Source organism: Tardiphaga sp. (assembly GCF_028290495.1).
In the GTDB taxonomy this organism is placed as follows: Bacteria; Pseudomonadota; Alphaproteobacteria; order Rhizobiales; family Xanthobacteraceae; genus Tardiphaga.
The window spans coordinates 1-24,071 of sequence record NZ_JAQGJT010000014.1; the positions used below are offsets into that span (position 1 = coordinate 1).

A 24,071-nucleotide genomic window follows, 5' to 3' on the forward strand; every position below is an offset into this window, starting at 1 on the left:
CGTTCGCCGGATTGGCCGCGATCATGGGCGGCAACGGATTTGCCGCCAGCGTGGAAAAACTGCCGGGAATCATCATGGCGCTCGGCGGCTCGGTCGGTTTTGCCGTCGGCACGGTGATGGCAAAAAAGCTGCCGCTGACATTGCCGCCGCTGTCGGCCGCGGCCTGGCAGATCGGGATCGGCTGCCTGCCGGTGGCCGTGGTCGGCTTCTGCGTCGAAAACGCCGACATTACAAAACTGTCCAATCTCGGCTGGGGGCTGATGTTCTACTCGACGGTGATTCAGTTCTGCATCGCCTATGTGGCCTGGTTCGCGGCGCTGGCGCGGCTGCCGGCCTCGGTCGCTGCGATCGGCACCATGGCGGTGCCGGTGATCGGCGTGGTCGTCTCGGCGATCGCGCTGCACGAACCGCTCGGCCTTGGGCAGATCGCAGCATTGCTGCTGACTCTGGCAGGGGTGATGCTGGCGACGCGGAGCTAAACCACCACCGCTGCCGCCAGTGGCACGCGGATGCTGAAATGCGAGCCGCGGGTGAGATCGGATTTCAGCGTGATCGTGTGGCCGAGGGCTTCGGCGGTGCGACGCACGATCGAAAGACCAAGGCCGAGACCCTCGCTGTCCGGATTGACCTGATGAAATGCCTCGAAGATCGCGTCGCGTTGGTCGTGCGCAATGCCGGGACCGGAATCCAGGACTTCGATGCTCAATTTACAGCCGTGACGCCGGCAGCCGACCAGCACGCGGCCGCGCGACGTGTACTTGATGGCGTTGCCGACCAGGTTGCCGAGTATAGTGCGCAGCATCGTGGGATCGCTGACAACGCGCGCCCTTGACGGCACCACGACGAGTTCGAGTCCCTTGGCTTCGGCATGCAGGCGCCAGTTGGCGTCGATCGAATCGAACACGTCCGCGATTGGGAGCGATTTCAGCTCGGGCACGCCGTAGCCGGTTTGCAGGACCGAAGTTTCAGCAAGGCGGTCGAGTTCTTCGGCCATCCGCATTCCGGCGTTGATCGCGTAGCCAAGGCGCTCGCGGTCCTTCTCATCGGTGAGCTTGTGGCTGATCCGGTCGATGGCCATCACCATCACCTGCAATGGCTGCTTGAGGTCGTGGCCGGCTACCGCCATCAGTCGACTGATATTGCGCTGTAGCTGGTCGGACAAGACAAGCGCACGGCGGAATTCCATTTGCGACATCACCTGGCGGGCGAGGGCGCTGAGCACGTCGCGCTGCGCCGCGGACAGCACGCGCGGTTTGTTATCGAGCACGCAGACGGTGCCAAGCGGCAAGCCGTCCGGCGTGCGCAGCAACGCACCGGCGTAGAAGCGGACATGCGGGTTGCCGGTGACCAGCGGGTTGCAGTCGAAGCGCGGATCCTTGGTGGTGTCCTCGACCTCGAGAAAACTTTGTTCGAGCAGCGCGTGCGCGCAGATCGATTGCTCAAGCGGAGTCTCGCGACCATCGAAGCCGCGGGCGGACTTGAACCACTGCCGACCCTCGTCGACCAAACTGATCAGCGCGACCGGGGTCTCGCAGACGTAACTAGCGATCCTGGTAATGTCGTCGAAAGAGGACTCGATGGCGGTATCGAGAATGCCGTAAGAGCGCAGCGCCTGCAGCCGCTCCGTCTCGTTGGCATGAAGGTTCGCGACCTTCGGCGTGCTGGAAGCGTCCACTGAACCTGCTCGAACCGACGCTGCGACCAAGACCTGATGACCACCGCTCGGTGACCAAGGCTTGGTCTCGTCTGACAAGGATAAGCACGAAGCGGCTGATGGTTCGCCCTCACGGCGATGAATGTTTATAGCTGCTGCGCGGTCGGGCCGTAAATTCACAAATGAACAGGACGATGCCCGTGGGCACCGTCCTGGATTGGAACGTTTTACCCGAAGTTACGGGCAGGAATGGCGAAGCCCGTCATATCCGAGATAGGTGCCGGTGCGGACGTTGTAGGACTTGTAGGTCTGGATGCAGTAGTTTACGTCGCCGCCACCCGGCGCAACCTCCACCACATCACCATCATCGTAGGGCGCTTCATAGCCGTAACCGCCTCCGTAATACGGGCCGCCGCCGTAATAGCCGTAGCTGTTGCCGTAATAGGCGCCCGATGCCAGTGCTCCGCCGAGTATCGCGCCCGCCGCAAAGCCACCGCCGCGCCCCCAGCCGCCGCCATGGCCGAAGCCGCCGCGGTTAAAGCCGCCGCCGCCAAAGCGCGGTCCACCGCCCATGCCACCGCGGAATCCACCGCCGCCACCGCCGTGAAATCCACCGCCGCCGTGACCGCCGCCCTTGCCTTGGGCAAAGCTCTCGGTCGAACCGATTACCGGGAGCGCCAGCGCCAAGATGGCTGCAGCGCTGAGTATCTTGAGATTGATCATCGTGAACTCCTGAGTGTTGTGCGCCACCAACCCGCGGAAGGGGCCGGTGTTCCGAAACGCCCGCACACCTCTTGGTGATGGATACTGGGAGGCCGGGGATGTACCGGGCATGAACGGTCAACCTGTCCCTGCAGGCTGCTCCATCGAGATGAGGCCGGTTCCGCCGATCGGGAGGCATTTCACGATCTGTTGTGCCGGGCTGCCGCGCGTGCCGCCAACTGGACAATTGCGCCCGCGGATGGCATCACAGCATCACCAATCACCCAACCGGCTGGCGTCATGAAGCTGTTTCTGCTGAAATTTTTTACCTGGTGGAGCGGCCAGACCTTTGGCACCCAATTGTGGACCTGGCGGTTCGGCGAACTCGTCGGCAAGGACGAGATGGGCAATACCTACTACCGCACCAAAGGTGGCGTCATTGATCCCACGCTTGGCTTCCAGCGCCGCTGGGTGGTCTATAACGGTTACGCCGAGGCCTCCAAGGTGCCGCCGTCCTGGCACGGCTGGCTGCACCACACAGTCGATGTCGCTCCCACCGAGGAGAGCTACGTAGAGAAGGAATGGCAGAAGCCGCATCAGCCGAATCTGACCGGCACGCCCTATGCCTATCGCCCGGCCGGCTCGACGTTGGCGTCAGGCCACCGCCCCAAGGCGACCGGCGATTACCAGCCCTGGACCCCGGGTAGCTAGTCCAGCGCAGCATCGCTGGTGGGCGACGGCGCACCTGCGCCATTCCCACCGTTTTGCGCGGTCATCGGTAGATGGTTGGCACACCGGCGGCCATACTTCGCGCGACCGTCAGCTCTGCCCACCCTGTGGCTACAAATCTACCCCAGCCTCTTCAGCCACGCGCCAACCCCATGCAGCGCCTCGTTAGCCTTTGGCAAAATCTTGCCCATGGTGACGAAGCCGTGGAATTGGCCGGGATAGGTCTTCGTCGTCACGGCCACGCCGGCGTCGGTGAGTCGCCTCGCATATTCGTTGCCTTCGTCGCGCAGCGGGTCGGCGCCGACGGTCAGCACATAGGCCGGCGGCAGGCCGGCGAGGTCTTCGACGCGCGCCGGCGAGGCGCGCCAGTCGTCGATGTCGGCGGGGCCGCGAAGATAGTGGTCGCGAAACCAGAGCATCACATTGTGGGTCAGCAGGCAGTCGGTTTCGGGCTCGCTATGCGAGGGATGGTCCATGCGGAAATCTGTCGCGGGATAGATCAGCGCCTGGCCGGCGAGCGTTGGCCCATGCGCGCGGGCGTCGATCGCCACGACCGCGGCAAGGTTGCCGCCGGCGCTGTCCCCGCCGACATACAGCCGCGATGCGTCGAGGTTGAGCTGCACCGCGTTGTCGGCGATCCAGCGCGTCGCGGCGAGGGCATCGTCGATGGCGGCGGGAAACTTGTGCTCGGGGGCAAGGCGGTAGTCGACCGAGATCACCACCATCTCGCCCTCCACGGCCAGCGTGCGGCAGACCACGTCGTGCGAATCCATATCCCCGATCACCCAGCCGCCGCCGTGAAAAAACACCAGGCACGGCGACATGCCATCGGCCAGCCGTAGCTTCGGCGGCGTATAGATGCGCACCGGAATCGCGCCGGCCGGGCCGGGCACCGCTATCGCCCTCACCGATTCCATGACAGGCGGCTCGGGATGCGCGACCTCGCGCGCCTGAAGGTACCAAGCCCGCGCTTCCGGCGGCGACAGCGTCTCGTAGGGCGGGCGGCCGGCATCGCGCACGGCCTGCAGGACGGCGGCGGCGTCGGGATCGAGAATCACGGGCATGGCAGACCTGTTTTGGTTTTCTGATTCGATTACGATGATGACGTGCGGCCGCCATCGACGGTGTAGGCGGAGCCGGACACGTAGCTGGCGTCGTCGGAGGCGAGGAAGGCCACGATCGGCGCGACTTCCGCGGCAAGGCCGAGCCGCCGCGCCGGAATGCGGTCGACCACTTTTTCCGGGGCGACCGTCTGGCCCTTGTTGCGGCCGACGACGATGGCGCTGAGCATGCGGCTGTCGATCATGCCCGGACATATGCAGTTCACCCGCACGGGAGTGCCGGTGCATTCCTGCGCCGCGGTCTTGGTCAGGCCGATCACCGCGTGCTTGCTGGCGCTGTAGGCGGCGATGTCGGCGGAGCCGATCACGCCGGCAATCGATGCGGTATTGATGATCGAGCCGTTGTTCTGCTTCAGCATCACCGGCAAGACATGCTTCATGCCGAGAAACACGCCGACCACGTTGACTTCGAGCACGCGGCGAAAGTTCTCCACCGAGGACCGCACGATCGGCGCGATATCGCCCTCGATGCCGGCATTGTTGAAAAACACGTCGATGCGGCTGAACTTGGCCAGTGCGTGCGCGACATAGCCGGCGACGTCTTCCTCGCGGGTGACGTCGGCGACGACGGCCAATGCCTCGGCATGCGCTGGCAGGCCTGTGACGGCGCGCCGGAGGCGCTCGGCGTCGTGGTCGACCGCGACGATGCAGGCGCCGCGCGCCGCCAACAACTGCATGGTTTCGATGCCGATGACGCCGGCGGCGCCTGTGACCACCGCGATCCGGCCGTCCAGACGAATCCTGTCGGTCATGGCGTTGTTCTCCCCGTGCGTCCGGTTGCTCCGGCGTCACGCCGACTATTTCACGGGGAGGCGGAACTGGCCAGCGACGAGGGCGCCGCGGCGGATGCCCTTTCGCCGCCTCATTCGGCGTGTTAACCGGAGCCATTGCGAGCGGCCGCAACGACTAAACGATACAGTGTCGCGAGCCTGATTCTCGATTGAGCCGCAGATGTTTCGATTCCTGACCATTGCTGGACTGGCCACGTTGCTGGCCGCCACGTCGCTGACGCAGGCAACGCCTGCGCGGGCGCAGCTCGGCAATCTGTTCAACGATCTGATTCCGCCACGGCCCCCCGGCAACGTGCCGCGTGGCCAGCCGCAGCCGCAGTTCGACGACGAAGAGGAAGTGCCCGAACTGCCGCAGGGCCGGTTGCTGCCGACCCGTCCGGGGCAGGGCGCGCCGCCGCCCGGCGCTGTGCAGTCGCAGCCTTTGGCGCCGCCGCCGGCTACCACCGTGATTCCCCAGAACGTGCCGCCGGGTGGCGTGCCGCAACAAGCTGCGCCGCCGCTGCCCGGCGTCGCCAACGCGCCGCCGCCTGCTGCTGCCCCCGCGCCCGGACCGTTGCCGCGCGGCGCCAAGGCGGCGCCGCCGACCCCGGCGACGCTGCAGCCCGGCGACGAGGTGGTTGCCGAGCCGCCGGCGCTGAAGATCGTCAACAAGAAGGCCACCTTCCAGGGCCTCGACAAGATCACCGGCCGCATCATCAATTTCGACGCCGACATCGGTGAGACCGTGCAGTTCGGCGCGCTGCGGGTGAAGACCGCCGCCTGCTACACCCGTCCGGCCACCGAGGCCACCAACACCGACGCCTTCGTCGAGGTCGACGAGATCACGTTGCAGGGCGAGGTGAAGCGGATATTTTCCGGCTGGATGTTTGCGGCCAGCCCCGGCCTGCACGGCGTCGAGCACCCGATCTATGACGTCTGGCTGAGCGACTGCAAGAATCCGGAAGCAACGGTCGCCACCGCGGCGCCGGAAGCGCCGAAGCCTGTGCCGGCCCAGAAGCGGGCGCCGCCGAAGCAGGCTCCGCGACCGCAGCCGGTGCAGCAGCAGCCGAACCCGTTGCCGGGATTCAGGTAGCAGCTTCTTCTCTCGTTCCCGGATGCTGCGCACTGCACCGCGTACGGGATACGAGAACCGTTTTCTACGCCGGCGACTTGTCCCGGTTCGCGATGATGTCCAGCATCGTCGTGCCCTTCAGCGGGAAATCCACCGGCAGTTTTTCAAAGTCCGCGATGCCGTTGAGCGCCTTGTCGAGCATTACGCGGTAGCGCCGCCGCGGCACTTCGGCGGCGCCGAACGTACGCAGGTGCTCGGTGACGTACTGCGTATCCAGCAGCTTGAAGCCACCAGCGATCAGCCGCGCCACCAGATGCACCAGCGCCACCTTGGAGGCGTCGCGGGCGTGGTGGAACATGCTCTCGCCGAAAAACGCGCGGCCGAGGCTGACGCCGTACAATCCGCCGACCAGCGTTTCGCCGTCCCAAACCTCGACGCTGTGGGCGTGGCCCATGCCATGCAGCGCGGTGTAGAGGTCGCGAATTCGCTGGTTGATCCAGGTGTCGTCGCGGCCTGGCTTCGGCGCGGCGCATTCGGCAATGACGCGCTTGAAGGCGGTGTTGACGGTGACGGTGAAGGCGTCGGAGCGCACCGTGCGGGCAAGCCGCGAGGCAATCCGGAAGCCGTCCAGCGGGATCACGCCGCGCTCTTCCGGCTCGACCCAGAACAGGCCGGGGTCGTCGGCGCTCTCCGACATCGGAAAGATGCCACAGGCATAGGCCCGCAGCAGGATTTCGGGCGTGATCTCGGAGGGGGCTTGGTCGCGGGAGCTCATGGCGGCAGGATAGCAGCGCTGCGCGCGGGAGGCGATGGCTTCTCGCAGGGGTGTCCGACGAAGAGCGACCGGGCGTTCAGGGCGTTTTCCAGAACCGCCGATACACAAAGATGCCACCACACAGCAGCATGGAAGACACCACGAACGTATTCATCACCATTGTCTTGTCGGTTGCCTTGTCGGTGTCGAACGGCCACCATTCAGATATCGCCACGCCAGCCCCGATCACGCCGACGAAGAGTCTGAACTCCATCCACGACATCCACAGCAGTTCGAAGATGAAGTCCACGATATCGTCCATGAGCCTGCAACCGGACTGGTTGCACTGCGGATGAGTGACCGGCCGGACAGACAGACAGGTTCACGCAGGCGGAATGCCGAAGCTGCCGTGAAGCACACGCCTGCATGCCGCGCTGATCAGCCCGTCGCGCTCATCGGCGGCGCCACGGCCGGTTTGGTGACGGCGCAGAAGCGCAGCACGATGCGGGTGCCGGAATGCTCGGGGTCACGGGTGACGGTGGCTTCGAGCTTGTTGGCCATCGCGTTGACGATGCGCTGGCCCATGCCGGTCGAGCGCGGATCGACCTTGACGTTGAGGCCGACGCCGTCGTCGGTGATCGACAGTTCGAGCGCGTCGCCATCGGCGGTGAGCACGACATGGATCGGGCCGGCGCCGTCGGGGTAGGCGTATTTGACGGCGTTCATCACCAGCTCGTTGACGATGATACCGATCGCCACCGCGCGGTCCGGATCGATCTCGACCGTCGTGGCCTTGAGCGTCAGCCGCGACATCCGGTTGCCTTCGGCCGAGCGGCGCAGGTCTTCGAGCAGCGCCTCAAGATACTGGTTCAGCAGCACGCTCTTGAGGTCGTGCGAGGTGTAGAGCCGGCGATGCACCTGCGCGACGGCAGCGACACGGCCCATCGCATTGGTCAGCGCGGTCTTGACGTGTTCGTCGCTCGACGAATTGGCCTGCAGGTGCAGCAACGATGCGATGATCTGCAGCGAGTTGCCGACGCGATGATTGACCTCGCGCAGCAGCACTTCGCGTTCGGCCGCGAGTGCGGCATAGCGGTCGCGCGAGGCATGCACCTCGGCCTCGGCGTCGTCGCGGGCCTTCGAGATCATTGCCTGCTTCAACGCCGAGGTGGCGGCGACATGCAGCAACGGCACGAAGTCGCCCTGGGTGTCCTTGACGAGATAGTCGATGGCGCCAGCTTTGAGCGCAGTAACGGCGATCTTGGAATCCTGCGACGCGGTAACAAATACCACCGGCGGTGCGCCGATGATCGCCTGGATTTTTTCCAGCGTCTCCAGTCCGTCGAGGCCGGGCATGTACTGGTCGAGCGCGACGACATCGATGCCGCCCTCGCGGATCCGGGCAACGCCGGCCTCGCCATTGTCGCAATGCTCGATGTGGAACCCCTGACGTGCAAGGCCCTTCTGCACGAGCCGGGCGAGCCCAAAATCGTCGTCGATGTAAAGCAGCGTGGGTGTCGGCGTCGATTTCATGTGGCGGCTTGCGGAACCTGAATCACGGAGAAGAACAGACCTAGCTGGCGGATCGCGTTGGCGAAGCTTTCGTAATTTACGGGTTTGGTAATGTACACGTTACAGCCCAGCTCATAGCAACGCTTTATTTCATGCGCGTCGTCGGTGGTGGTAAGTACCACTACCGGCGCACATTTAAGAAAATTGTTCTCTTTGACTTTACGCAGGATGTCGATCCCCGTCATGTCCGGCAAATTGAGGTCGAGCAGGATCAGCAGCGCCTCGCCCTTGTGATCGTTGCCAGTGGAATCCTTGCCGAACAGATAGGTCAACGCGTCTGTACCGTTGGTGAACGGTATAATCTCGTTGTTGACGCCGGAGCGCCGGATGTTGCGCTCGATGAGACGGGCGTGGCCCTCATCGTCCTCGATCATGATGATGGTGACTGGCTTGCTCATGATTGCTTATCCCGATTGTTACCCGTCCACTTCGCCGGCAGCGTGACGGTGAAGTTGCTGCCCTTGTCGAGTTCCGATGACACCGACATGGTGCCGCCCAATCGCCGTACCAGCGCGCGGACATGCGCGAGCCCGATACCCTGGCCCGGTCTGTCCTGTGTACCCGCACGGCGGAAGAGATCAAAAATACGCTGGTGGTCCTTGGGGGCAATGCCGCGGCCGTTGTCGATGACCTCGTAGATCACGAAGCCCATTTTGCTACGTCCCTTGACCAGAATATCGCCGGGCACGCCGGGCTTGAGATATTTCAACGCGTTGTCGATCAGGTTGCCGAAGATCTGTTCCATCGCCAGCCGGTCGCTGACGATTTCCGGCAGTTGCTCGACACGGATGGTGGTCTCGGTCTCGGCGGCCTGGTGCGCCACGGTGGCGGCAATGCTCTCGATGAGGTCGCGGGTGTCGATCCTGACCGGCTTGAATTCGCGGCGGCCCTCGCGTGTCAGGTTGAGGATGGCGCTGATCAGGCGGTCCATCTTGCCGATAGATGACTTGATGAAGCCGAGCGCCTCGGTGAAGTCGGTGGAGAGTTGCCTATCCTGCTCGGCTAGCGCCGGCTCCGGCAATTTACCGTCGGTGTCGGGTACCAGCGGTGCGTCGTTACCGAGCGTGGCGATGCGGCGGAATATGTCGCCGCGCAGCTCTTCGAGCTCGCTGGTGAAGCCCATGATGTTGACCAGCGGCGAGCGAAGGTCGTGGCTGACGATATAGGCGAAGCGCTGGATTTCCTCGTTGGCTTCGCGGAGATCGGCGGTGCGTTCCTGCACGGTAGATTCCAGATTGAGATTGTTGTCACGCAGCTGCGTTTCGGCGTCGTCGCGGGCGCGTGACGAGCGCTGGATCAGGAAAATCGACAGGCCGGCCAGCGCAATCACCAGTCCGGAACCGGCGACGGTGACGATCGAGGCCAGTTGCTGCGTGCTGTCGGCGGTGCGGGTGAGTTCCAAAAACAGCCGGTCTTCTTCGCCCCGCATCGCGTGCGAGAGCGCGCCGATATCCGTGGCCGCGCTGCTGGCGCCCGCATTGCGCAGCATCTCGACGCCGCCTGTGAGGTCGCCTTGCTTGACGAGATCGACTGCCTGTCCAAGTTCGACGAGACGGCCTTCCACGGCCGCTCGCAGTTTGACGCTACTTTCGATCTGAACGGGGTTGTCGCTGGTAAGCTCGATCAGTTTGCGAAGGCCGGGCAGGATCGCGTCGATCGCTGCCTCGTGCTCCCTTAGAAAACGCTCTTGGTTGGTAAGGAGGAAGCCGCGCGCTGAACTCTCGGCCCGACGGATTTCAAGCAGCAATGTCGAAATCTGGTTCTCAACCTCGACGGTGTGCACTACCCGGTTTGAATCCTTGCGGGCCTGGTTGACCAGGATCACCGACGACGCGCTGATCGCGACAAGCACCAAAAACCCTGCCGCAAGCAGCAGGATCTGGCCGATCGAACGTCTGCGAGCGCCATTGGCAGTCACAGGGACGGTTTTTTGGCTGATAGATTGAGTCAACATGTCCCCCGCACCGGAGCGTTTCCGGGCTGGGAACAAACGCGGGTTTGGGCGATCAGTTCCAGGTATTCTGGTCTTTATTTGGAACTGCAGCCTTCCTTAGCTGGGCGCCTTGCCGGCCAGGTACTGTTCCAGCCAATGGATGTGGTAGTCGCCGTCGATGATGCCGGGCTCGCGGACCAGCGCACGGAACAGCGGCAATGTCGTCTCGATGCCGTCGACCACGATCTCGTCGAGTGCGCGGCGCAGCCGCATCAAGCATTCCGGGCGGTTCTTGCCGCGCACGATCAGCTTGCCAACCAGCGAGTCGTAGTAGGGCGGGATGACGTAACCCTGATAGACCGCGGAATCGATGCGGACGCCGAGGCCGCCGGGCGGGTGATACTGCGTGATCTTGCCGGGCGAGGGCCGGAAGGTTTGGGGGTTTTCCGCATTGATGCGGCATTCGATCGAGTGGCCGTTGATGATGATCTCGTCCTGCGTGCAGGGAAGGTCGCCGCCGGCGGCGATACGGATCTGCTCCAGCACCAGATCGATGTCGGTGATCATCTCGGTGACGGGATGCTCGACCTGGATGCGGGTGTTCATCTCGATGAAGTAGAACTCGCCGTCCTCGTAGAGGAATTCGATGGTGCCGACGCCGAGATACTGCATTTCCTGCATCGCCTTGGCGCAGGTCTCGCCGATCTTGGCGCGGGCGGCCGCGGTGAGAATGGGCGAGGGACCTTCTTCCCAGATTTTTTGGTGGCGGCGCTGCAGTGAGCAGTCGCGTTCGCCGAGATGGATGGCGCCGCCGCGGCCGTCGCCGAGCACCTGGATCTCGATATGGCGCGGCTGCTGCAGATACTTTTCCAGATACACCGAGGCGTCGCCGAACGCCGCCTTGGCTTCCGTCGCGGCAGTCGATAGCGCCAGCATCAGGTCGGCTTCGGTTTGCGCCACTTTCATGCCGCGGCCGCCGCCGCCGGAGGCGGCCTTGACCAGCACGGGAAAGCCGATCTCGCGGGCGATCGCCATCGCGTCGTCCTCGGGGCCGACGCCGCCCTGGGAGCCCGGAACCACGGGAATGCCGAGCCGCCTGGCGGTCTTCTTGGCTTCGATCTTGTCGCCCATCAGGCGGATGTGTTCCGACTTCGGGCCGATGAAGTGCAGATTATGTTCGGCCAGGATTTCTGCGAAGCGGGCGTTCTCCGACAGGAAGCCGTAGCCGGGATGCACGGCGTCGGCGCCGGTGATCTCGCACGCCGCCAGCAGCGAGGGAATGTTGAGGTAGCTGTCCTTGGAGGCCGGCGGGCCGATGCAGACGCTCTCATCGGCGAGGCGCACATGCATCGCGTCCGCGTCCGCCGTGGAGTGCACCGCCACGGTAGCGATACCAAGCTCCTTGCAGGCTCGCAGGATGCGCAGCGCGATCTCGCCGCGGTTGGCAATCAGGATCTTTTCGAACATCGTATTTGCTTTCCGTCATCCCCCGGCGCGGGCGCTATGCCGCGCCTCGAAGGATGGCCACAGGCGCATATATCTCATCCCTCAAAGCGCGCCGTAGCGGGCGAACATTGAGGGATGACGGTCGGTGTTATTCGATGATGACGAGCGGCTCGCCGAATTCGACAGGAGCGCCGTCTTCGACGAGAATCTGCGTCACGGTGCCAGCGCGCGGCGCCGGAATCTGGTTCATGGTCTTCATCGCCTCGATGATCACCAGGGTCTGGCCGACGGCCACCTTGGTGCCGACCTCGACGAAGGGGCGGGCGCCGGGTTCGGACGACCAGTACACCGTGCCGACCATCGGCGAGGGCACTGCGCCCGGATGCTTGGCGGCTTCCACCGGAGCGGCTGCGACCGGGGCTGGGGCCGGCGCGTATTGCGGCGCGGGCTGATAGTTCGCCGGCATCGCCGCGGTGACGCTGATGTTGCGGGCGACGCGAACGCGCAGGCCCGCGCGTTCGACCTCGATCTCGGTCAGGTTGGTTTCGTCGAGCAGCAGCGCCAGTTCGCGGATCATCGCGCTGTCGTCGCTGGCTTTGTCGGTCGCGGTAGAAGTTTCGTCAGGCTTGCGGGCCATGGGGCAATCCAAATTCAAGGAGGTGAAAGGTGAGCGTCAGGCGGTCGCCGTGGCGCCGATTTTGGCGGCCAGGCCGCTGAAGGCGAGGCGGTAGCCGTCGATGCCAAAGCCGCACAGGCTGGCAAAGGCGGCGCGGGCAGTGAACGAGTGGTGGCGGAAATTCTCGCGCGCATAGACGTTGCTGATATGGACTTCGACGGTCGGGATCTGCACGCCGACCAGGGCGTCATGCAGCGCAATCGAGGTGTGCGAATAGCCGCCGGCATTGATGATGATGCCGACCGCGCCCTTTTCGCGGGCCTCGTGGATGAAGTCGATCAATTCGCCCTCGCGGTTCGACTGCCGGCAATCCGCTGACAGGCCGTAGCGCGCGGCCGCCTCGACGCAGAGTTTTTCGACGTCCGCCAGGGTGGCGTGGCCATAGGTTTCGGGCTCACGGATTCCCAGCAGGTTCAGGTTGGGGCCGTTGAGCACGTAAACAGTTTTTGCCATCAAGGGTGTCCCGGCAGGCGCACGCGGCGCGAACGTCCCGGTTTATAAGTAGACTTGGCGCTGAGGGGAAGCCTGAAGCGGCCAGGTTCCCCCAGCCAAATGCCTCACCGCGCTCAGAAAAACACGCCTCAAACAGGCGTTGAGCCGCTGTAACCCCGGTTAAAGGCCTAACCGAGGCGCTTCTCTTGCTTGGACGCGGGAACCGGGGCCGCTCCAGGGGACGGGGCTGCTTGGCCGGCGGCGAGGAGACCACCGGTGCCGGGGAACCGAAATTGACGGCAATTCCGAACAGCCGCCATTGGCCGTTCACCGGCGCATAGATCAGGTCGAAATTGACCTCTTGGGAGCCACGCCGTGCTGCACCACAGAAAAAGGGCGAGCCTTTCGGCCCGCCCTGATGCGTGTGTCCTGATGGTTGGCTGATATCAGGCGTCGATCACGGCAACGATCTCGAAGCTTCTCGGATTGATGACGATGATCTGGTCGCGAACCAGGATGAAGTCATAGCCGCGCCAGTCCGGATAGATGGTGATGATCTCGGCGGGCAGCGGATGGAACTGGACGTCGCGCGGCACGCGGGTGCCGACCGAAATGTTGAAGTTGACGCTGGTAACGCGCTCGATCTTCTGTTCCTTGATCACACTGGTGATCTTGGTGCGCTGGTCGGTGGAAAGCTTTGCGCCCGCGCCAGCCTGACCGGTGGTCGTGGTGGACCGGGCGTCCGTGCCCTTCGAGTCGGCGGCCTTGTTATCAGGGCCCTTGTTGTCCTTGGCATCGGCGGCGTTCGGGCTGCGGCCATCGGCTTTCATATCCTTGCCGCCCTTGGCTGGATCGGCGCTGTCGCGGCCCGATTGCGCGCGCTGGCCGTTGTCATGCTTCATCTTGTCGTCGGACTGCGCCGCCTTCGGCGCCGAATCCGAATCCGGTTGCTTCATGGTGTCGGTGGCTTCGTCACGATTGACCGGCGCTGCGCGCTCAGCGGGCGCTGCGCGATCGGCCGAAGGGGGGGGCGTTGCCGCGGCCGGTGCACTTCGCGCCGCGCCACCCGCGGGCGCCTGTGCTTGGACCATAGCTGTACCTGCAATCAACGCCGCAGCAGCGACGCTCAACATCAATCGGTTTTTCATGGCACACTCCATTGTTGACGATCGTTGACAACGGGAGTGGGACAGCGATGTTCCGCAGAAAGTGTTGCTCAATCGGGAGTGATGTACGGCAGGTCGATGCTGTTTCGATTAGGGTTGTTTTAACACTCGATCCGCCGGTTTTTGTCGTCCCCTGTTCGTTCCAGAAGAACAAAACGAGTCTTGCCGCGCGCCGAATACCTTATGCTGCCGGATCACCCTTGATCGGCGTCTTGAAGACTTCCTTGCCGTCCTCATCGACGACCACGACATTGCGCGTGCTCTCGCTGCTGATGTCGATGGCGATCTGCTTGGCGATCTCCTGCGCGACGGCCCTGGCCTGATCTTCGCTCGGTAATTCAAAGCCGACTGGATCCTCTAGCCGGTAACCGTCTACGATTTCAAAATGATATTTCGTCATGCGGGTCCTCCGTAAAAGTAATCCCGCCTGCAAGAGGTTGTTCCGGGCCGCACGGCGCGAGCCATATTGCAACCAGAACGGAACGATCGGGCAGCGTGTGCATTGCGTGGCAGGGATGGAGTGCATGTGATGACGGCTCTTGTGGAACGGATCGTTCAAAAGCTCACAGAAGCGGCGCCGATCGAAAACACGGTCTCGAATTTTGTTGCCGGCGTTCTGGAAAATACGGCAGCCAAGCTGGCGTGGTTCGAACCGAGCGACGAGGCCGGTGACGAGGAAGTGGCGGCGTCCTCTTAGGAAGGCGAAGGCGCGTTTGCGCCGGACTCATCATCAACTGCCTTTCTGACTGACACCCACCAACGAAAAAACCGGCTGCTCGCGCAGCCGGTTTTCGTTGGTGGGTGCGTGCACTCGTTACATTTTGACCATCGGGCAGCCGCCCTCGTTCAGTGGGCGAAATGCCTCGGCGGCGGGGATCGTCGAGACCACTTTGTAATAATCGAACGGCTTTTTGGATTCCTCCGGCTTCTTGACCTCGACCAGATACATGTCGTGGATGGCGCGGCCGTCGATCCGGACCGAGGTCTTTCCGAAGAGCGGATCGTCGAAGGTGCCCCTGTCGCGGATGGCCTTGACCAGCGCGGCGCCGTCCTTGGTGCTGCCGGTGGCCTTGACCGCGGCGAGGTAGGCGAGGGTCGCGGAGTAGGTGCCGGCCTGGGTCATCGAAGGGAAGCGGCCGTTGTTGCGCTTGGCAAAGCGCTCGCCGAAGGCGCGGGTCTTGTCGTTAAGGTCCCAGTAAAACGCGGTGGTGAGGAGCAGACCCTGTGCCGCCTTGAGGCCGAGCGAATGGATGTCGCTAATGAAGATCAACATTCCAGCCAATTTCTGCCCGCTCTGAACCAGGCCGAATTCCGATGCCGACTTGATCGAGTTGATCGTATCGCCGCCGCCATTGGCGAGCCCGATGATTTCGGCCTTCGAAGCCTGGGCCTGCAGCATGAAGGAGGAGAAGTCCTTGGTGTCGAGCGGATGGCGCACCGAGCCAAGCACGGTACCGCCGTTTTCCTTCACGACGGTAGAAGCGTCGCGCTCCAGCGCCTGGCCGAACGCATAGTCGGCGACCAGGAAGAACCACTTCTTGCCGCCGTTCTTGGTGATCGCGGTGCCGGTGCCGTGGGCTAACGCCCAGGTGTCGTAGGTCCAATGGATGGTGTTCGGCGTGCAGCCCTTGCCGGACAGATCAGAGCTGCCCGACGCGGTGAACAGCGCGACCTTGTTCTTGTCCTTGACCACATTGGCCACCGCCAGCGAGATCGCGCTGGTGGGCACGTCGACCAGCACGTCGACATTCTCGGTATCGAACCATTTTCGCGAGATCGCCACCGCGATGTCCGGCTTGTTCTGGGCGTCGGCGGAGACCACGTCTACCGTCATGCCCTGGTCAGCCGGCTTGAAGTCCTCGATCGCAAGGCGCACGGCATCGACGGCGCCGGAGCCGCCGATGTCGGCATAAAGCCCGGACATGTCGGCGAGCACGCCGACCTTCACGGCGATCTGCGCTGTCGCGGGCTGAACCAGCAGTGCGCCGAGCAGCGTGGCGGCGGATGCAAATGTGGTGACCGGATTCTTCAAGTTTCACTCCCCAGTTTTTCGCGATTGTTCGCGTTGTCCAAAACCATGGCGCAAACCGGGGAACTTGTCTGCAAGCTATTTCTGCAATGGTGTAGCAGCCGTCCAACATTCTGCGTCACGAAAAAACCGGCTGCTTGCGCAGCCGGTTCGTTCGTCAAACCGCAATTCGCAGATGTGTTTCAGCAAACCGCCTTGCCGCAGCGGGCATTGCTGACTTTTTCCTTCAGCGCGTCGATGCCGACAGCGCCGATCACGACCTGCTTGCCGATGACGTAGCTCGGCGTGCCGTTCATGCCCATCGACTCGGCGAGCTTGAAGTTCTCCTCGATCGTGGCGCGCACTTCCGGGCTGCTGAAATCCTTTTCCAGCCGGGCTACGTCGAGGCCGGCTTCCTTGGCGGCGGCGATCGCGCGGGCCTTGTCGGCCTGGCCGCGTCCGCCGAGCAGCTTCTGGTGGAAGTCGAGATACTTCTTCCCGGTCGGGTCCTGCATACGAACGGCGACGGCGACCTGCGCGGCTTCGACCGAACCGGGTCCGAGCACCGGGAATTCCTTCAGCACGACCTTCAGTTTCGGATCGTCCTTCATCATCTCGATCATGTCGGTCATGGCTTTTTTGCAGTAACCGCAATTGTAATCGAAGAACTCGACGAAGGTGACGTCGCCATCCTTGTTGCCGACGGTGACGCCGCGCGGCGAGTTGAAGATCACATTGGCATTGGCGGACACGGCGGCGGCATGCTTCTCGGCTTCGGCGGCGGCCTGGCGTTTGGTCAGTTCGGCCGAGACTTCTTCCAGAACTTCGGGGTGCGACAGCAGATAGTCCTTCATGATCTTCTGGATCTCGCCCTTCTGGGCGTCGGAGAACGACTGCGCCGATGCGACCGCAGGCGCGCCGCACAAAGCGAGCGCGACGGCGGCGGAGGCAAGAAAGCGGAACGAAAACATGGGCAAATCCTCTCGGGAATCTCTCGGCTAATACGTGTCTGAAACATCTCTATCAGACGCAGGCTATTTTTGATCCGGCATCTTGGCGGCGATGATGTCGTCGGCCTTGACCCAACCGGGCGTGCCGATGGCGAAGCGTGACTTCGCGCGCGAGGCGAGGTCACGTGCGGTCTTGTTGTCGCCGCGCAGGAACGCGGCCTGCGCCGAGGCCAGATCCGCTTCGGCGTAATCGCCCTTGCGGCCATAGGCCAGGGCGAGCTGGACGTAGCCGATCGGCGCCTCGGTCTCGCGCGCCACGGCGGCGCGCAGAATCCGGATCGCCTCGTCGGTGGTGGCTTTGTTATCCGACGCCACCATCGCCTGCCCAAGTAACATCTCGATGAGCGGTGCGTTATTGGAGAGCTGCACGGCGCGGCGCAGCGGCGCTACGGCCTCGGCCGGTTTGCCGCCCTCGAGCAGCGCCTGGCCCTTCAGCTCGTGGAAATAGGCGTTGTTGGGCTGCACGGCGATCAGGCCATCAACCTGCGCCACGGCGTCCCGGAGGTCGCCGTGCCGGTATGTCGCAATCGCCCGGGCGTAACGCGCCGGCAAGGAGGTGTCGGAGGAGGGGTAACGCCGGATCACGGTGTCGCGCTGCTCCATGAAACCGGAGGTCTTGGCGCGCATCAAATCGTGGCGAAGCTGCAGCGCCGGGTCGTCCTTCTTGTCCCAATAGGGGCTCGACCTTGCGAATTCCTCCAGCGCGGCGACGCGCTCGCGCGGCATCGGATGCGACTGCTGGTAGGGATCGGCGCCGCGCGCGGCGAACAGGCTGTCGCTGGAGAACCGCTTGAAGGTCTCGTACATGCCCTTGGGGGACTGCTGCGTCGCAGTGAGGAACTTGACCCCCGCGCGGTCGGCGTTTTCTTCCTGCTGGCGCACATAGGACAGCATGGTGCTCTGGAACAGCGCCTGCGGCGCGCTCAGCGCGGCCGCGCCGATATTGCTGGCGCCGCTGCTACCGCCGCCGCTGCGCGAACCGGCCACCATCGCGCCTACGCCAAGCAGCATCGCCACGATCATCGAGGTCTGGGCGCGCGCCATCTGCTCGCGCATCTTGGACAGATGCCCGCCGGAGAGATGGCCGGTTTCGTGCGCCAGCACGCCGATCAGCTGGTTCGGCGTCTGCGATTGCATCAGCGCGCCGTAATTGACGAAGATGCGGCGGCCGTCGGCGACGAAGGCGTTGAACGTGCCGTTGTTGATGATGACGACCTGGATGTTTTGTTTTTCGAGGCCGGCGGCGCGCAGGATAGGGCGGGTGTATTCGCGCAGCAGCTGCTCGATCTCGGCGTCGCGCAGCAGCGGCGGCCCGCGATTTTCCTGCGCCTGCGCCATGACCGGCGCGACGAGCAGGGCCGCCGCGGTGATCAGCGCGGTCAGTTTGGAGGAGATCCGGGGTGCAACCCCCAGGGGTCGCTGTCGCAGGTCTTTCATCATCGGCCGGGTTCGGATACGCGGTAGGTCTAACAAGCCGGATATTGCGGCAGGAGCGCGGCGCAGCCACAGGCTGGGGCGCGCCGGTGCCGCGCCAGATAGCAGGTTTCGATGGCAGATACGATACCGGGACCGCAGGCCTTGGCCCGCGCCCGCACGTTGTTGACGGCGTCCGCGCGCAGCGATGTGCCGCCGTTCATGGTGATGGACGTGATGGCCGCCGCGGCGCGGATCGAGGCCGCGGGCGGCCATGTGATCCACATGGAGGTAGGCCAGCCCGCCGCACCCGCGCCAAAGGTGGCAATCGCCGCGGCCCAGGCGGCCCTTGCGCAGGGCCGGATCGAATATACCTCGGCGCTCGGCATGCCTTCTTTGCGAGCGCGGATCTCGCGGCATTATCGCGATGTCTATGGCTGCGAGGTCGATCCCGAGCGGATCGTGGTCACCACCGGCTCGTCCGGCGCGTTCATACTGGCCTTTCTGGCCCTGTTCGAACCCGGCGACCGCGTCGCGGTCACGGTTCCCGGCTATCCGCCGTACCGGCACATCCTGAAGGCGCTCGGCTGTGAACCCGTGCTGATCGAGACCCATGCCGACACCCGACATGCGCTGACCGGCGAGGCGCTGCTCGAGGCGCACCGCAAGACGCCATTGAAGGGCGTGCTGGTCGCCAGCCCCGCCAATCCCACCGGCACGATGATGTCGAAGGAAGCCCTGACCGGGCTGATGGCCGCCGCCGAGAGCGAAGGTATCCGTTTTATCTCCGACGAGATCTATCATGGCCTCGATTACGCGTTTCCGGCGGTGACCGCGGCGGCGTTGTCCGACGACGCGTTGGTGATCAACTCGTTCTCGAAATACTTCTGCATGACCGGCTGGCGGGTCGGCTGGATGGTGGTGCCGGAGCCGCTGGTTCGCCCGATCGAGCGGCTGCAGCAGAACATGTCGATCTCGGTGCCGACGCTGTCGCAGATCGCGGCGGAAGCCGCATTCGAGGGGCGCGCCGAGATGGAGGCGATCAAGCACGGCTACCAGGACAACCGCGCGATCCTCGTCGCCGGCCTGCCACAAGCCGGGCTGACCGATTTCCTGCCCGCCGACGGCGCGTTCTACCTTTATGCCGACGTCTCGAAATTCACGACGGACAGCTTCGACTTCGCCAAGCAGATGCTGGAGCAGACCCACGTTGCAGCGACCCCCGGCAACGATTTCGATCCGATCCGCGGCCGTTCCTATGTGCGGTTTTCCTACGCGCAATCCAGCGCCGACATGCATGAGGCGGTGGCGCGGATCAGCCGATGGCTCGGGCAAAGCGGGCCGAAGTGAGCGCGCCGCATCGATCGCTGGCGGGGCTGATGTGGCCGGCGCGCGGTATGGCTTCGACGGACGCGCTTCGGGCGGCCGTGCTGGTGGCGCTTGGCATCGCGCTGCTGACGCTGTCGGCCAAGGTCAATCTGCCGCTGCCGCTGGTGCCGATGACATTGCAGACGCTGGTCGTGCTGGTGATCGGCGCCGCCTATGGCTGGCGCCTCGGGGGCACGACGATCGCGGCATACCTCGCGGTCGGTGCGCTGGGAGCGCCGGTGTTTGCCGGGGCCTCCGGTGGCCTCGCGCCGCTGTTCGGAGCGACGGCCGGCTTTTTGTTCGGCTTCGTCGTGGCCGCGTTCGTGGTGGGGTGGCTTGCCGGTCGCGGCTGGGACCGCGCGGTGCTGCCGATGTTCGCGGCGATGGCGCTTGGGCACATCGTGATCCTGGCGATGGGCTTCGCCTGGCTGGCGTTCGGCCGACACTTTGGCGTCGAGAAGGCATGGGCGGTCGGCGTGGCGCCGTTTCTGGCGGGCATGCTGGTCAAGAACACGCTGGGTGCGCTGCTGGTGCCACTGCTGCGGCGCGAAATCGAGCGCTGTTCGGTCTTGGCGCGCAATGCCTGATTTACACAACTAAACTCCGCTGATTAAAGTATGCGACTAAAGGACTGTGGCGACTTGCCGCATACGGACCGTTTTGTGCTATTGCCCCGCAGTCCATAGATTCACGGGAGAAACGTTGATGGCGGCAGTGATCGCAACGACGGGTGCGCCAGCGCCCGCAGCAGTAAAACAACCCTGGTACAAGATTCTCTATCTTCAGGTGTTGGTCGCGATCGTGCTGGGCGTCATCGCCGGCTCGTTCTTCCCGGCGTTTGCGACCAATGACTGGATCAAGGCGCTCGGTGACGGCTTCATCAAGCTGATCAAGATGGTGATCGCGCCGATCATCTTCTGCACCGTGGTGTCCGGCATCGCCCACATCCAGGACGCCCGCAAGGTCGGCCGCGTCGGCGTCAAGGCACTCGTCTACTTCGAGGTCGTGTCGTCGTTCGCGCTGATCATCGGCCTCTTGATGGGCAACCTGTTCCAGGTCGGCCACGGCCTTGTCACCAAAGTCGACTCCACCAATGCGGCCGTCGCCGGCTACGTCAAGCAGGCGGAAGCGCAGAAGTCGGTCGACTTCGTGCTCAACATCATTCCCGACAGCGTGGTCGGCGCTTTCGCCAAGGGCGACATCCTGCAGGTGCTGCTGTTCGCGATCCTGTTCGGCTTCGCGCTGATGGCGCTCGGCGAGCGCGGCCACCGGCTGCGTGACGTCATCGACGATACGTCGCACGCGGTGTTCGGCGTTATCGCCATCGTCATGAAGGCGGCGCCGATCGGCGCGTTCGGTGCGATGGCCTATACCATCGGCAAGTTCGGGCCGGCGGCGCTCGGCAACCTGATCAGCCTGATCGCGCTGTTCTACGGCACCGCGGCGCTGTTCGTGGTGGTGGTGCTCGGCCTGATCGCCCGCTTTGTCGGCTTCAGCATCTTCAAATTCCTCGCTTATATCAAAGACGAACTGTTGATCGTGCTCGGCACCAGTTCTTCGGAGAGCGCGCTGCCGCAGCTGATGGCCAAGCTGGAGCGGCTCGGCTGTTCGAAGTCGGTGGTCGGCCTGGTAGTCCCCACCGGCTATTCGTTTAACCTCGACGGCACCAACATCTACATGACGCTGGCGACGTTGTTCATCGCGCAGGCGCTCGGCGTCGACCTGACGTTCGGCCAGCAGATCACCATCCTCCTGGTGGCGATGCTGACCTCGAAGGGAGCCTCCGGCGTCACCGGCGCCGGCTTCATCACGCTGGCCGCGACCCTGAGCGTGGTCGATCCGCGGCTGGTGCCGGGCATGGCGATCGTGTTCTCGATCGACAAGTTCATGAGCGAGGTCCGCGCGCTCACCAACATCACCGGCAACGGCGTCGCCGCGGTGTTTGTGTCGTGGTGGGAAGGCGAACTCGATCACGAGCGGATGCACGCCAATCTCAACAAGACGATCGATCCGTCGGATCTGGAAACCGGCGTTACCACCGGCTGATCCCGACGTCCGAGGCACACCACGCACAGAAAGCCGCCCGGTTCGCCGGGCGGCTTTCTCGTTGGGTGATTGAAAGGGTGGTTTGGATCGAACCGTCATTCCGGGGCGGGAGCAGCGCGAGCTGCGAGCGCCCCCGGAAACCGCGAGGTAATCAGAACATCTCGGGGTTCCAGGTTCACGCTCCAGCCGGCTGCGCCGACGGAACCGTGCCCCGGAATGACAGCTAGTTGAGTCCAACAAAAAGCCGCCCGGTTTTGCCGGGCGGCTTTTCGCATTTCTTATGTGCCGAGTTTACTCGCCGTTGCCGAAGGCCCGGGACCACCAGCCGGCCTTGCGGGGCGCGGCGTCGGCCGCGGCAGGCGCTGGAGCGGGCTGCGGAGCCGGTGCGGGCTCCGGAGCAACCGCGGCGGGCTCGGAGGCTGCTACGGGAGCCGGCGTGGAGGAGGCGAAGCTGACCTTCTCGCGCACCGTGGAGCGACGACGGGCCGCTGCCTTGTCGTCGTCCTGTGGGGCGGCTTCGGGTGCCGGCGCAGGTATTGCGACCGGGGTCGGTGCCGCGACGGGCTCCGGCTCGGCGGCAACAACGGCAGGTGCCGAATAGGCCGGCTGCGGTTCTGCTTCGACGTGTCCGGCAAACACTGCCGTCACCGGTTCGTTATGCGGCTGCAGTGAGGCGTCCTCATGCACATCCGACGACCCACCATCAAGATCGGCGACCGCTTCGCTGGCTTCCTGTGCCGGCCGCGGGCCGAGTTCGTCGGAGATCGAGCCGACCAGACCGTCTTCCGGTCCGCCACGCCGACGCCGACCACCGCGGCGACCACGGCGGCGCGGACGGCGCTCGCCATCGGCCGGTTCGGCACGGCCCTCGCCGGGCTGATCCTCGGACTCGTCGTCTTCGCCTTCGGCATCATCGCCGACGGCTTCGACCTGGCCTTCGCCGGCAATCGCCGCGGGGGCCTCGGTACCGTCACGCTCGACCGGTCCGCCTTCGCGGGTCTCGCCGGAACGACCACGCCGGCGCCGACGGCGCTTGCGCTTGCGGCCATCGGCATCGGTCTCGCTGCCGGCGCTTTCGCTCGTCGCGTCGTCGTCGGCCGGACCATCGACGAGACCTTCGGTCTCTTCGGTCTCGACTTCGGCTTCGACCTCGAACAGGTCCTCGTCGTCGAACGGCTCTTCTTCCAGCGGCGGCGGGAAGGCGGCGACCTGGGCGGCGAGGATGGCCTTGGCGGCCTCCAGCGTATGCACCTGATCGCCGCGGTCGATCACGAACGACTGCTGACCGCTGATGGTGGGATCGGCGATCACGGCGAGGGTGACCTTGAAGCTGCTTTCGAGATCCCGCAGATGGCCGCGCTTGTGGTTGAGCACATACAGCGCAACGTCGGTGCGGGTGCGTACGACCAGATTATGGGTCGCGCCCTTCATCAGGATTTCTTCCATGCCGCGCAGCAACTGCAGCGCAACGGAGGAAACCGAACGAACGTGGCCGCTGCCGCCGCAATGGGTGCAGACCTCGGTGGAGCTTTCCAGCACGCTGGCGCGGATGCGCTGGCGCGACATTTCGAGCAGGCCGAAATGCGAGATGCGTCCGACCTGGATGCGGGCGCGATCCTGCCGCAGGCAGTCGCTCATCTTGCGCTCGACCGAACGGTTGTTGCGCTTCTCGTCCATGTCGATGAAATCGATGACGATCAGGCCGGCGAGGTCGCGCAGGCGAAGCTGCCGCGCGACTTCTTCCGCCGCTTCAAGGTTGGTCTTGAGTGCGGTGTCTTCGATGTGGTGTTCTTTGGTCGAACGGCCGGAGTTGACGTCGATCGAGACCAGAGCTTCGGTCTGGTTGATGACGATGTAACCGCCGGACTTCAGCTGCACGGTGGGCGAGAACATCGCGTCGAGCTGGCTCTCGACGCCCATCCGCGAGAACAGCGGCTGACCGTCGCGATACAGCTTCACCGCGCGGACGTTGCTCGGCATCAGCATGTGCATGAAGTCGCGGGCTTCCGTGTAGCCGGCTTCGCCGGCGACCTGGATCTCCTCGATTTCCTTGTTGTAGAGGTCGCGCAGCGAGCGCTTGATCAGCGAGCCTTCCTCGTAGACGAGGGTCGGGGCCTGCGACTTCAGCGTCATGTCGCGCACGGTTTCCCACATGCGGATCAGGTATTCGAAGTCGCGCTTGATTTCCGGCTTGGTGCG

25 protein-coding genes are annotated in these 24,071 nt (G+C 64.2%); 7 read left to right on the top strand and 18 right to left on the bottom strand.

All coding sequences use genetic code 11. The annotated features are described in order from the left end of the window. Positions 1-479, top strand: a 479-nt coding sequence (locus JWQ24_RS01215; protein WP_299803342.1) for a DMT family transporter, incomplete at its 5' end; no start/stop codon positions are given. On the opposite strand, the gene JWQ24_RS01220 is transcribed toward JWQ24_RS01215, so the two are convergent. Together JWQ24_RS01220 and JWQ24_RS01225 are read right to left on the bottom strand one after the other, a co-directional pair. Next, entirely contained in the window at positions 476-1,675 is a 1,200-nt protein-coding gene (locus tag JWQ24_RS01220) for a GAF domain-containing sensor histidine kinase (RefSeq protein WP_299803345.1), read from the bottom strand. The two genes, JWQ24_RS01215 and JWQ24_RS01220, sit on opposite strands and share 4 nt — an antisense overlap. Before the next feature lie 216 nt (positions 1,676-1,891). Then, on the bottom strand, positions 1,892-2,377 hold the full coding sequence (locus tag JWQ24_RS01225) for a BA14K family protein (RefSeq protein ID WP_299803347.1): 486 nt from the start codon (positions 2,375-2,377) through the stop codon (positions 1,892-1,894). Positions 2,378-2,656: 279 nt separating this feature from the next. On the opposite strand from JWQ24_RS01225, the gene JWQ24_RS01230 reads away from it, so the two are divergent. Beyond that, on the top strand, positions 2,657-3,067 hold the full coding sequence (locus JWQ24_RS01230; protein ID WP_299803349.1) for an NADH:ubiquinone oxidoreductase subunit NDUFA12: 411 nt from the start codon (positions 2,657-2,659) through the stop codon (positions 3,065-3,067). A gap of 137 nt (positions 3,068-3,204) precedes the next feature. Here JWQ24_RS01230 and JWQ24_RS01235 read toward each other — a convergent pair whose 3' ends face one another. Beyond that, positions 3,205-4,149, bottom strand: coding sequence for an alpha/beta hydrolase (locus JWQ24_RS01235; RefSeq protein ID WP_299803352.1), 945 nt, complete (start codon positions 4,147-4,149; stop codon positions 3,205-3,207). 29 nt (positions 4,150-4,178) lie between these two features. Continuing rightward, positions 4,179-4,958 (bottom strand): SDR family oxidoreductase, encoded by a 780-nt coding sequence (locus JWQ24_RS01240; protein WP_299803355.1) that lies wholly within the window; start codon positions 4,956-4,958, stop codon positions 4,179-4,181. Between the two features lie 199 nt (positions 4,959-5,157). Between JWQ24_RS01240 and JWQ24_RS01245 the strand changes: the two genes are divergently transcribed. Beyond that, positions 5,158-6,069, top strand: a complete 912-nt coding sequence (locus tag JWQ24_RS01245; protein ID WP_299803357.1) for a DUF2155 domain-containing protein — start codon at positions 5,158-5,160, stop codon at positions 6,067-6,069. Between the two features lie 64 nt (positions 6,070-6,133). Here JWQ24_RS01245 and aat read toward each other — a convergent pair whose 3' ends face one another. The 10 genes from aat to JWQ24_RS01295 all read right to left on the bottom strand — a co-directional run bounded on the left by aat (position 6,134) and on the right by JWQ24_RS01295 (position 14,427). Beyond that, positions 6,134-6,823: a leucyl/phenylalanyl-tRNA--protein transferase gene (gene aat, locus JWQ24_RS01250; protein WP_299803359.1), complete on the bottom strand. Its 690-nt coding sequence runs from the start codon at positions 6,821-6,823 to the stop codon at positions 6,134-6,136. A 76-nt stretch (positions 6,824-6,899) separates the two neighbouring features. Then, positions 6,900-7,124, bottom strand: coding sequence for a hypothetical protein (locus JWQ24_RS01255; protein WP_299803361.1), 225 nt, complete (start codon positions 7,122-7,124; stop codon positions 6,900-6,902). Positions 7,125-7,240: 116 nt separating this feature from the next. Next, on the bottom strand, positions 7,241-8,335 hold the full coding sequence (locus JWQ24_RS01260; protein ID WP_299803365.1) for a histidine kinase dimerization/phosphoacceptor domain -containing protein: 1,095 nt from the start codon (positions 8,333-8,335) through the stop codon (positions 7,241-7,243). Then, positions 8,332-8,772: a response regulator gene (locus JWQ24_RS01265; protein WP_299803368.1), complete on the bottom strand. Its 441-nt coding sequence runs from the start codon at positions 8,770-8,772 to the stop codon at positions 8,332-8,334. The genes JWQ24_RS01260 and JWQ24_RS01265 overlap by 4 nt, the downstream gene beginning before the upstream one ends. After that, positions 8,769-10,292, bottom strand: a complete 1,524-nt coding sequence (locus tag JWQ24_RS01270) for a CHASE3 domain-containing protein (protein ID WP_299803371.1) — start codon at positions 10,290-10,292, stop codon at positions 8,769-8,771. The genes JWQ24_RS01265 and JWQ24_RS01270 overlap by 4 nt, the downstream gene beginning before the upstream one ends. 132 nt (positions 10,293-10,424) lie before the next feature. After that, entirely contained in the window at positions 10,425-11,774 is a 1,350-nt protein-coding gene (gene accC / locus JWQ24_RS01275) for an acetyl-CoA carboxylase biotin carboxylase subunit (protein ID WP_299803374.1), read from the bottom strand. Positions 11,775-11,901: 127 nt separating this feature from the next. Further along, on the bottom strand, positions 11,902-12,390 hold the full coding sequence (accB, locus tag JWQ24_RS01280) for an acetyl-CoA carboxylase biotin carboxyl carrier protein (RefSeq protein WP_299803377.1): 489 nt from the start codon (positions 12,388-12,390) through the stop codon (positions 11,902-11,904). Positions 12,391-12,426: 36 nt separating this feature from the next. Next, complete coding sequence (gene aroQ, locus JWQ24_RS01285; protein ID WP_299803379.1) at positions 12,427-12,882, bottom strand: type II 3-dehydroquinate dehydratase; 456 nt, start codon at positions 12,880-12,882, stop codon at positions 12,427-12,429. 425 nt (positions 12,883-13,307) lie between these two features. After that, the gene (locus JWQ24_RS01290) at positions 13,308-14,009 is read right to left on the bottom strand and encodes a DUF1236 domain-containing protein (RefSeq protein ID WP_299803382.1); all 702 of its coding nucleotides are present in this window, start codon (positions 14,007-14,009) and stop codon (positions 13,308-13,310) included. A gap of 199 nt (positions 14,010-14,208) precedes the next feature. Further along, the gene (locus tag JWQ24_RS01295; protein WP_299803385.1) at positions 14,209-14,427 is read right to left on the bottom strand and encodes a hypothetical protein; all 219 of its coding nucleotides are present in this window, start codon (positions 14,425-14,427) and stop codon (positions 14,209-14,211) included. A gap of 129 nt (positions 14,428-14,556) precedes the next feature. Between JWQ24_RS01295 and JWQ24_RS01300 the strand changes: the two genes are divergently transcribed. After that, complete coding sequence (locus tag JWQ24_RS01300) at positions 14,557-14,724, top strand: hypothetical protein (protein ID WP_299803388.1); 168 nt, start codon at positions 14,557-14,559, stop codon at positions 14,722-14,724. Positions 14,725-14,841: 117 nt separating this feature from the next. On the opposite strand, the gene JWQ24_RS01305 is transcribed toward JWQ24_RS01300, so the two are convergent. The 3 genes from JWQ24_RS01305 to JWQ24_RS01315 all read right to left on the bottom strand — a co-directional run bounded on the left by JWQ24_RS01305 (position 14,842) and on the right by JWQ24_RS01315 (position 18,485). Further along, positions 14,842-16,059: an ABC transporter substrate-binding protein gene (locus JWQ24_RS01305; protein ID WP_299803390.1), complete on the bottom strand. Its 1,218-nt coding sequence runs from the start codon at positions 16,057-16,059 to the stop codon at positions 14,842-14,844. A 179-nt stretch (positions 16,060-16,238) separates the two neighbouring features. Then, a complete protein-coding gene (locus JWQ24_RS01310; protein WP_299803392.1) occupies positions 16,239-17,006 on the bottom strand; it encodes a DsbA family protein in 768 nt (255 codons plus the stop codon). A 63-nt stretch (positions 17,007-17,069) separates the two neighbouring features. Next, positions 17,070-18,485 carry a M48 family metalloprotease gene (locus JWQ24_RS01315; RefSeq protein WP_299803394.1) on the bottom strand — a complete coding sequence of 472 codons (1,416 nt, stop codon included), beginning with the start codon at positions 18,483-18,485 and terminating at the stop codon, positions 17,070-17,072. 195 nt (positions 18,486-18,680) lie between these two features. On the opposite strand from JWQ24_RS01315, the gene JWQ24_RS01320 reads away from it, so the two are divergent. The 3 genes from JWQ24_RS01320 (at position 18,681) to JWQ24_RS01330 (ending at position 21,872) form a co-directional block, all read left to right on the top strand. Further along, on the top strand, positions 18,681-19,808 hold the full coding sequence (locus tag JWQ24_RS01320; protein ID WP_299803401.1) for an aminotransferase class I/II-fold pyridoxal phosphate-dependent enzyme: 1,128 nt from the start codon (positions 18,681-18,683) through the stop codon (positions 19,806-19,808). Positions 19,809-19,837: 29 nt separating this feature from the next. Further along, positions 19,838-20,413, top strand: a complete 576-nt coding sequence (locus JWQ24_RS01325; protein ID WP_299803403.1) for a biotin transporter BioY — start codon at positions 19,838-19,840, stop codon at positions 20,411-20,413. Between the two features lie 118 nt (positions 20,414-20,531). Further along, complete coding sequence (locus JWQ24_RS01330; protein WP_299803396.1) at positions 20,532-21,872, top strand: dicarboxylate/amino acid:cation symporter; 1,341 nt, start codon at positions 20,532-20,534, stop codon at positions 21,870-21,872. Between the two features lie 291 nt (positions 21,873-22,163). Here JWQ24_RS01330 and JWQ24_RS01335 read toward each other — a convergent pair. After that, the coding region (locus tag JWQ24_RS01335; RefSeq protein WP_299803399.1) for a ribonuclease E/G at positions 22,164-24,071 on the bottom strand (1,908 nt) is incomplete at its 5' end.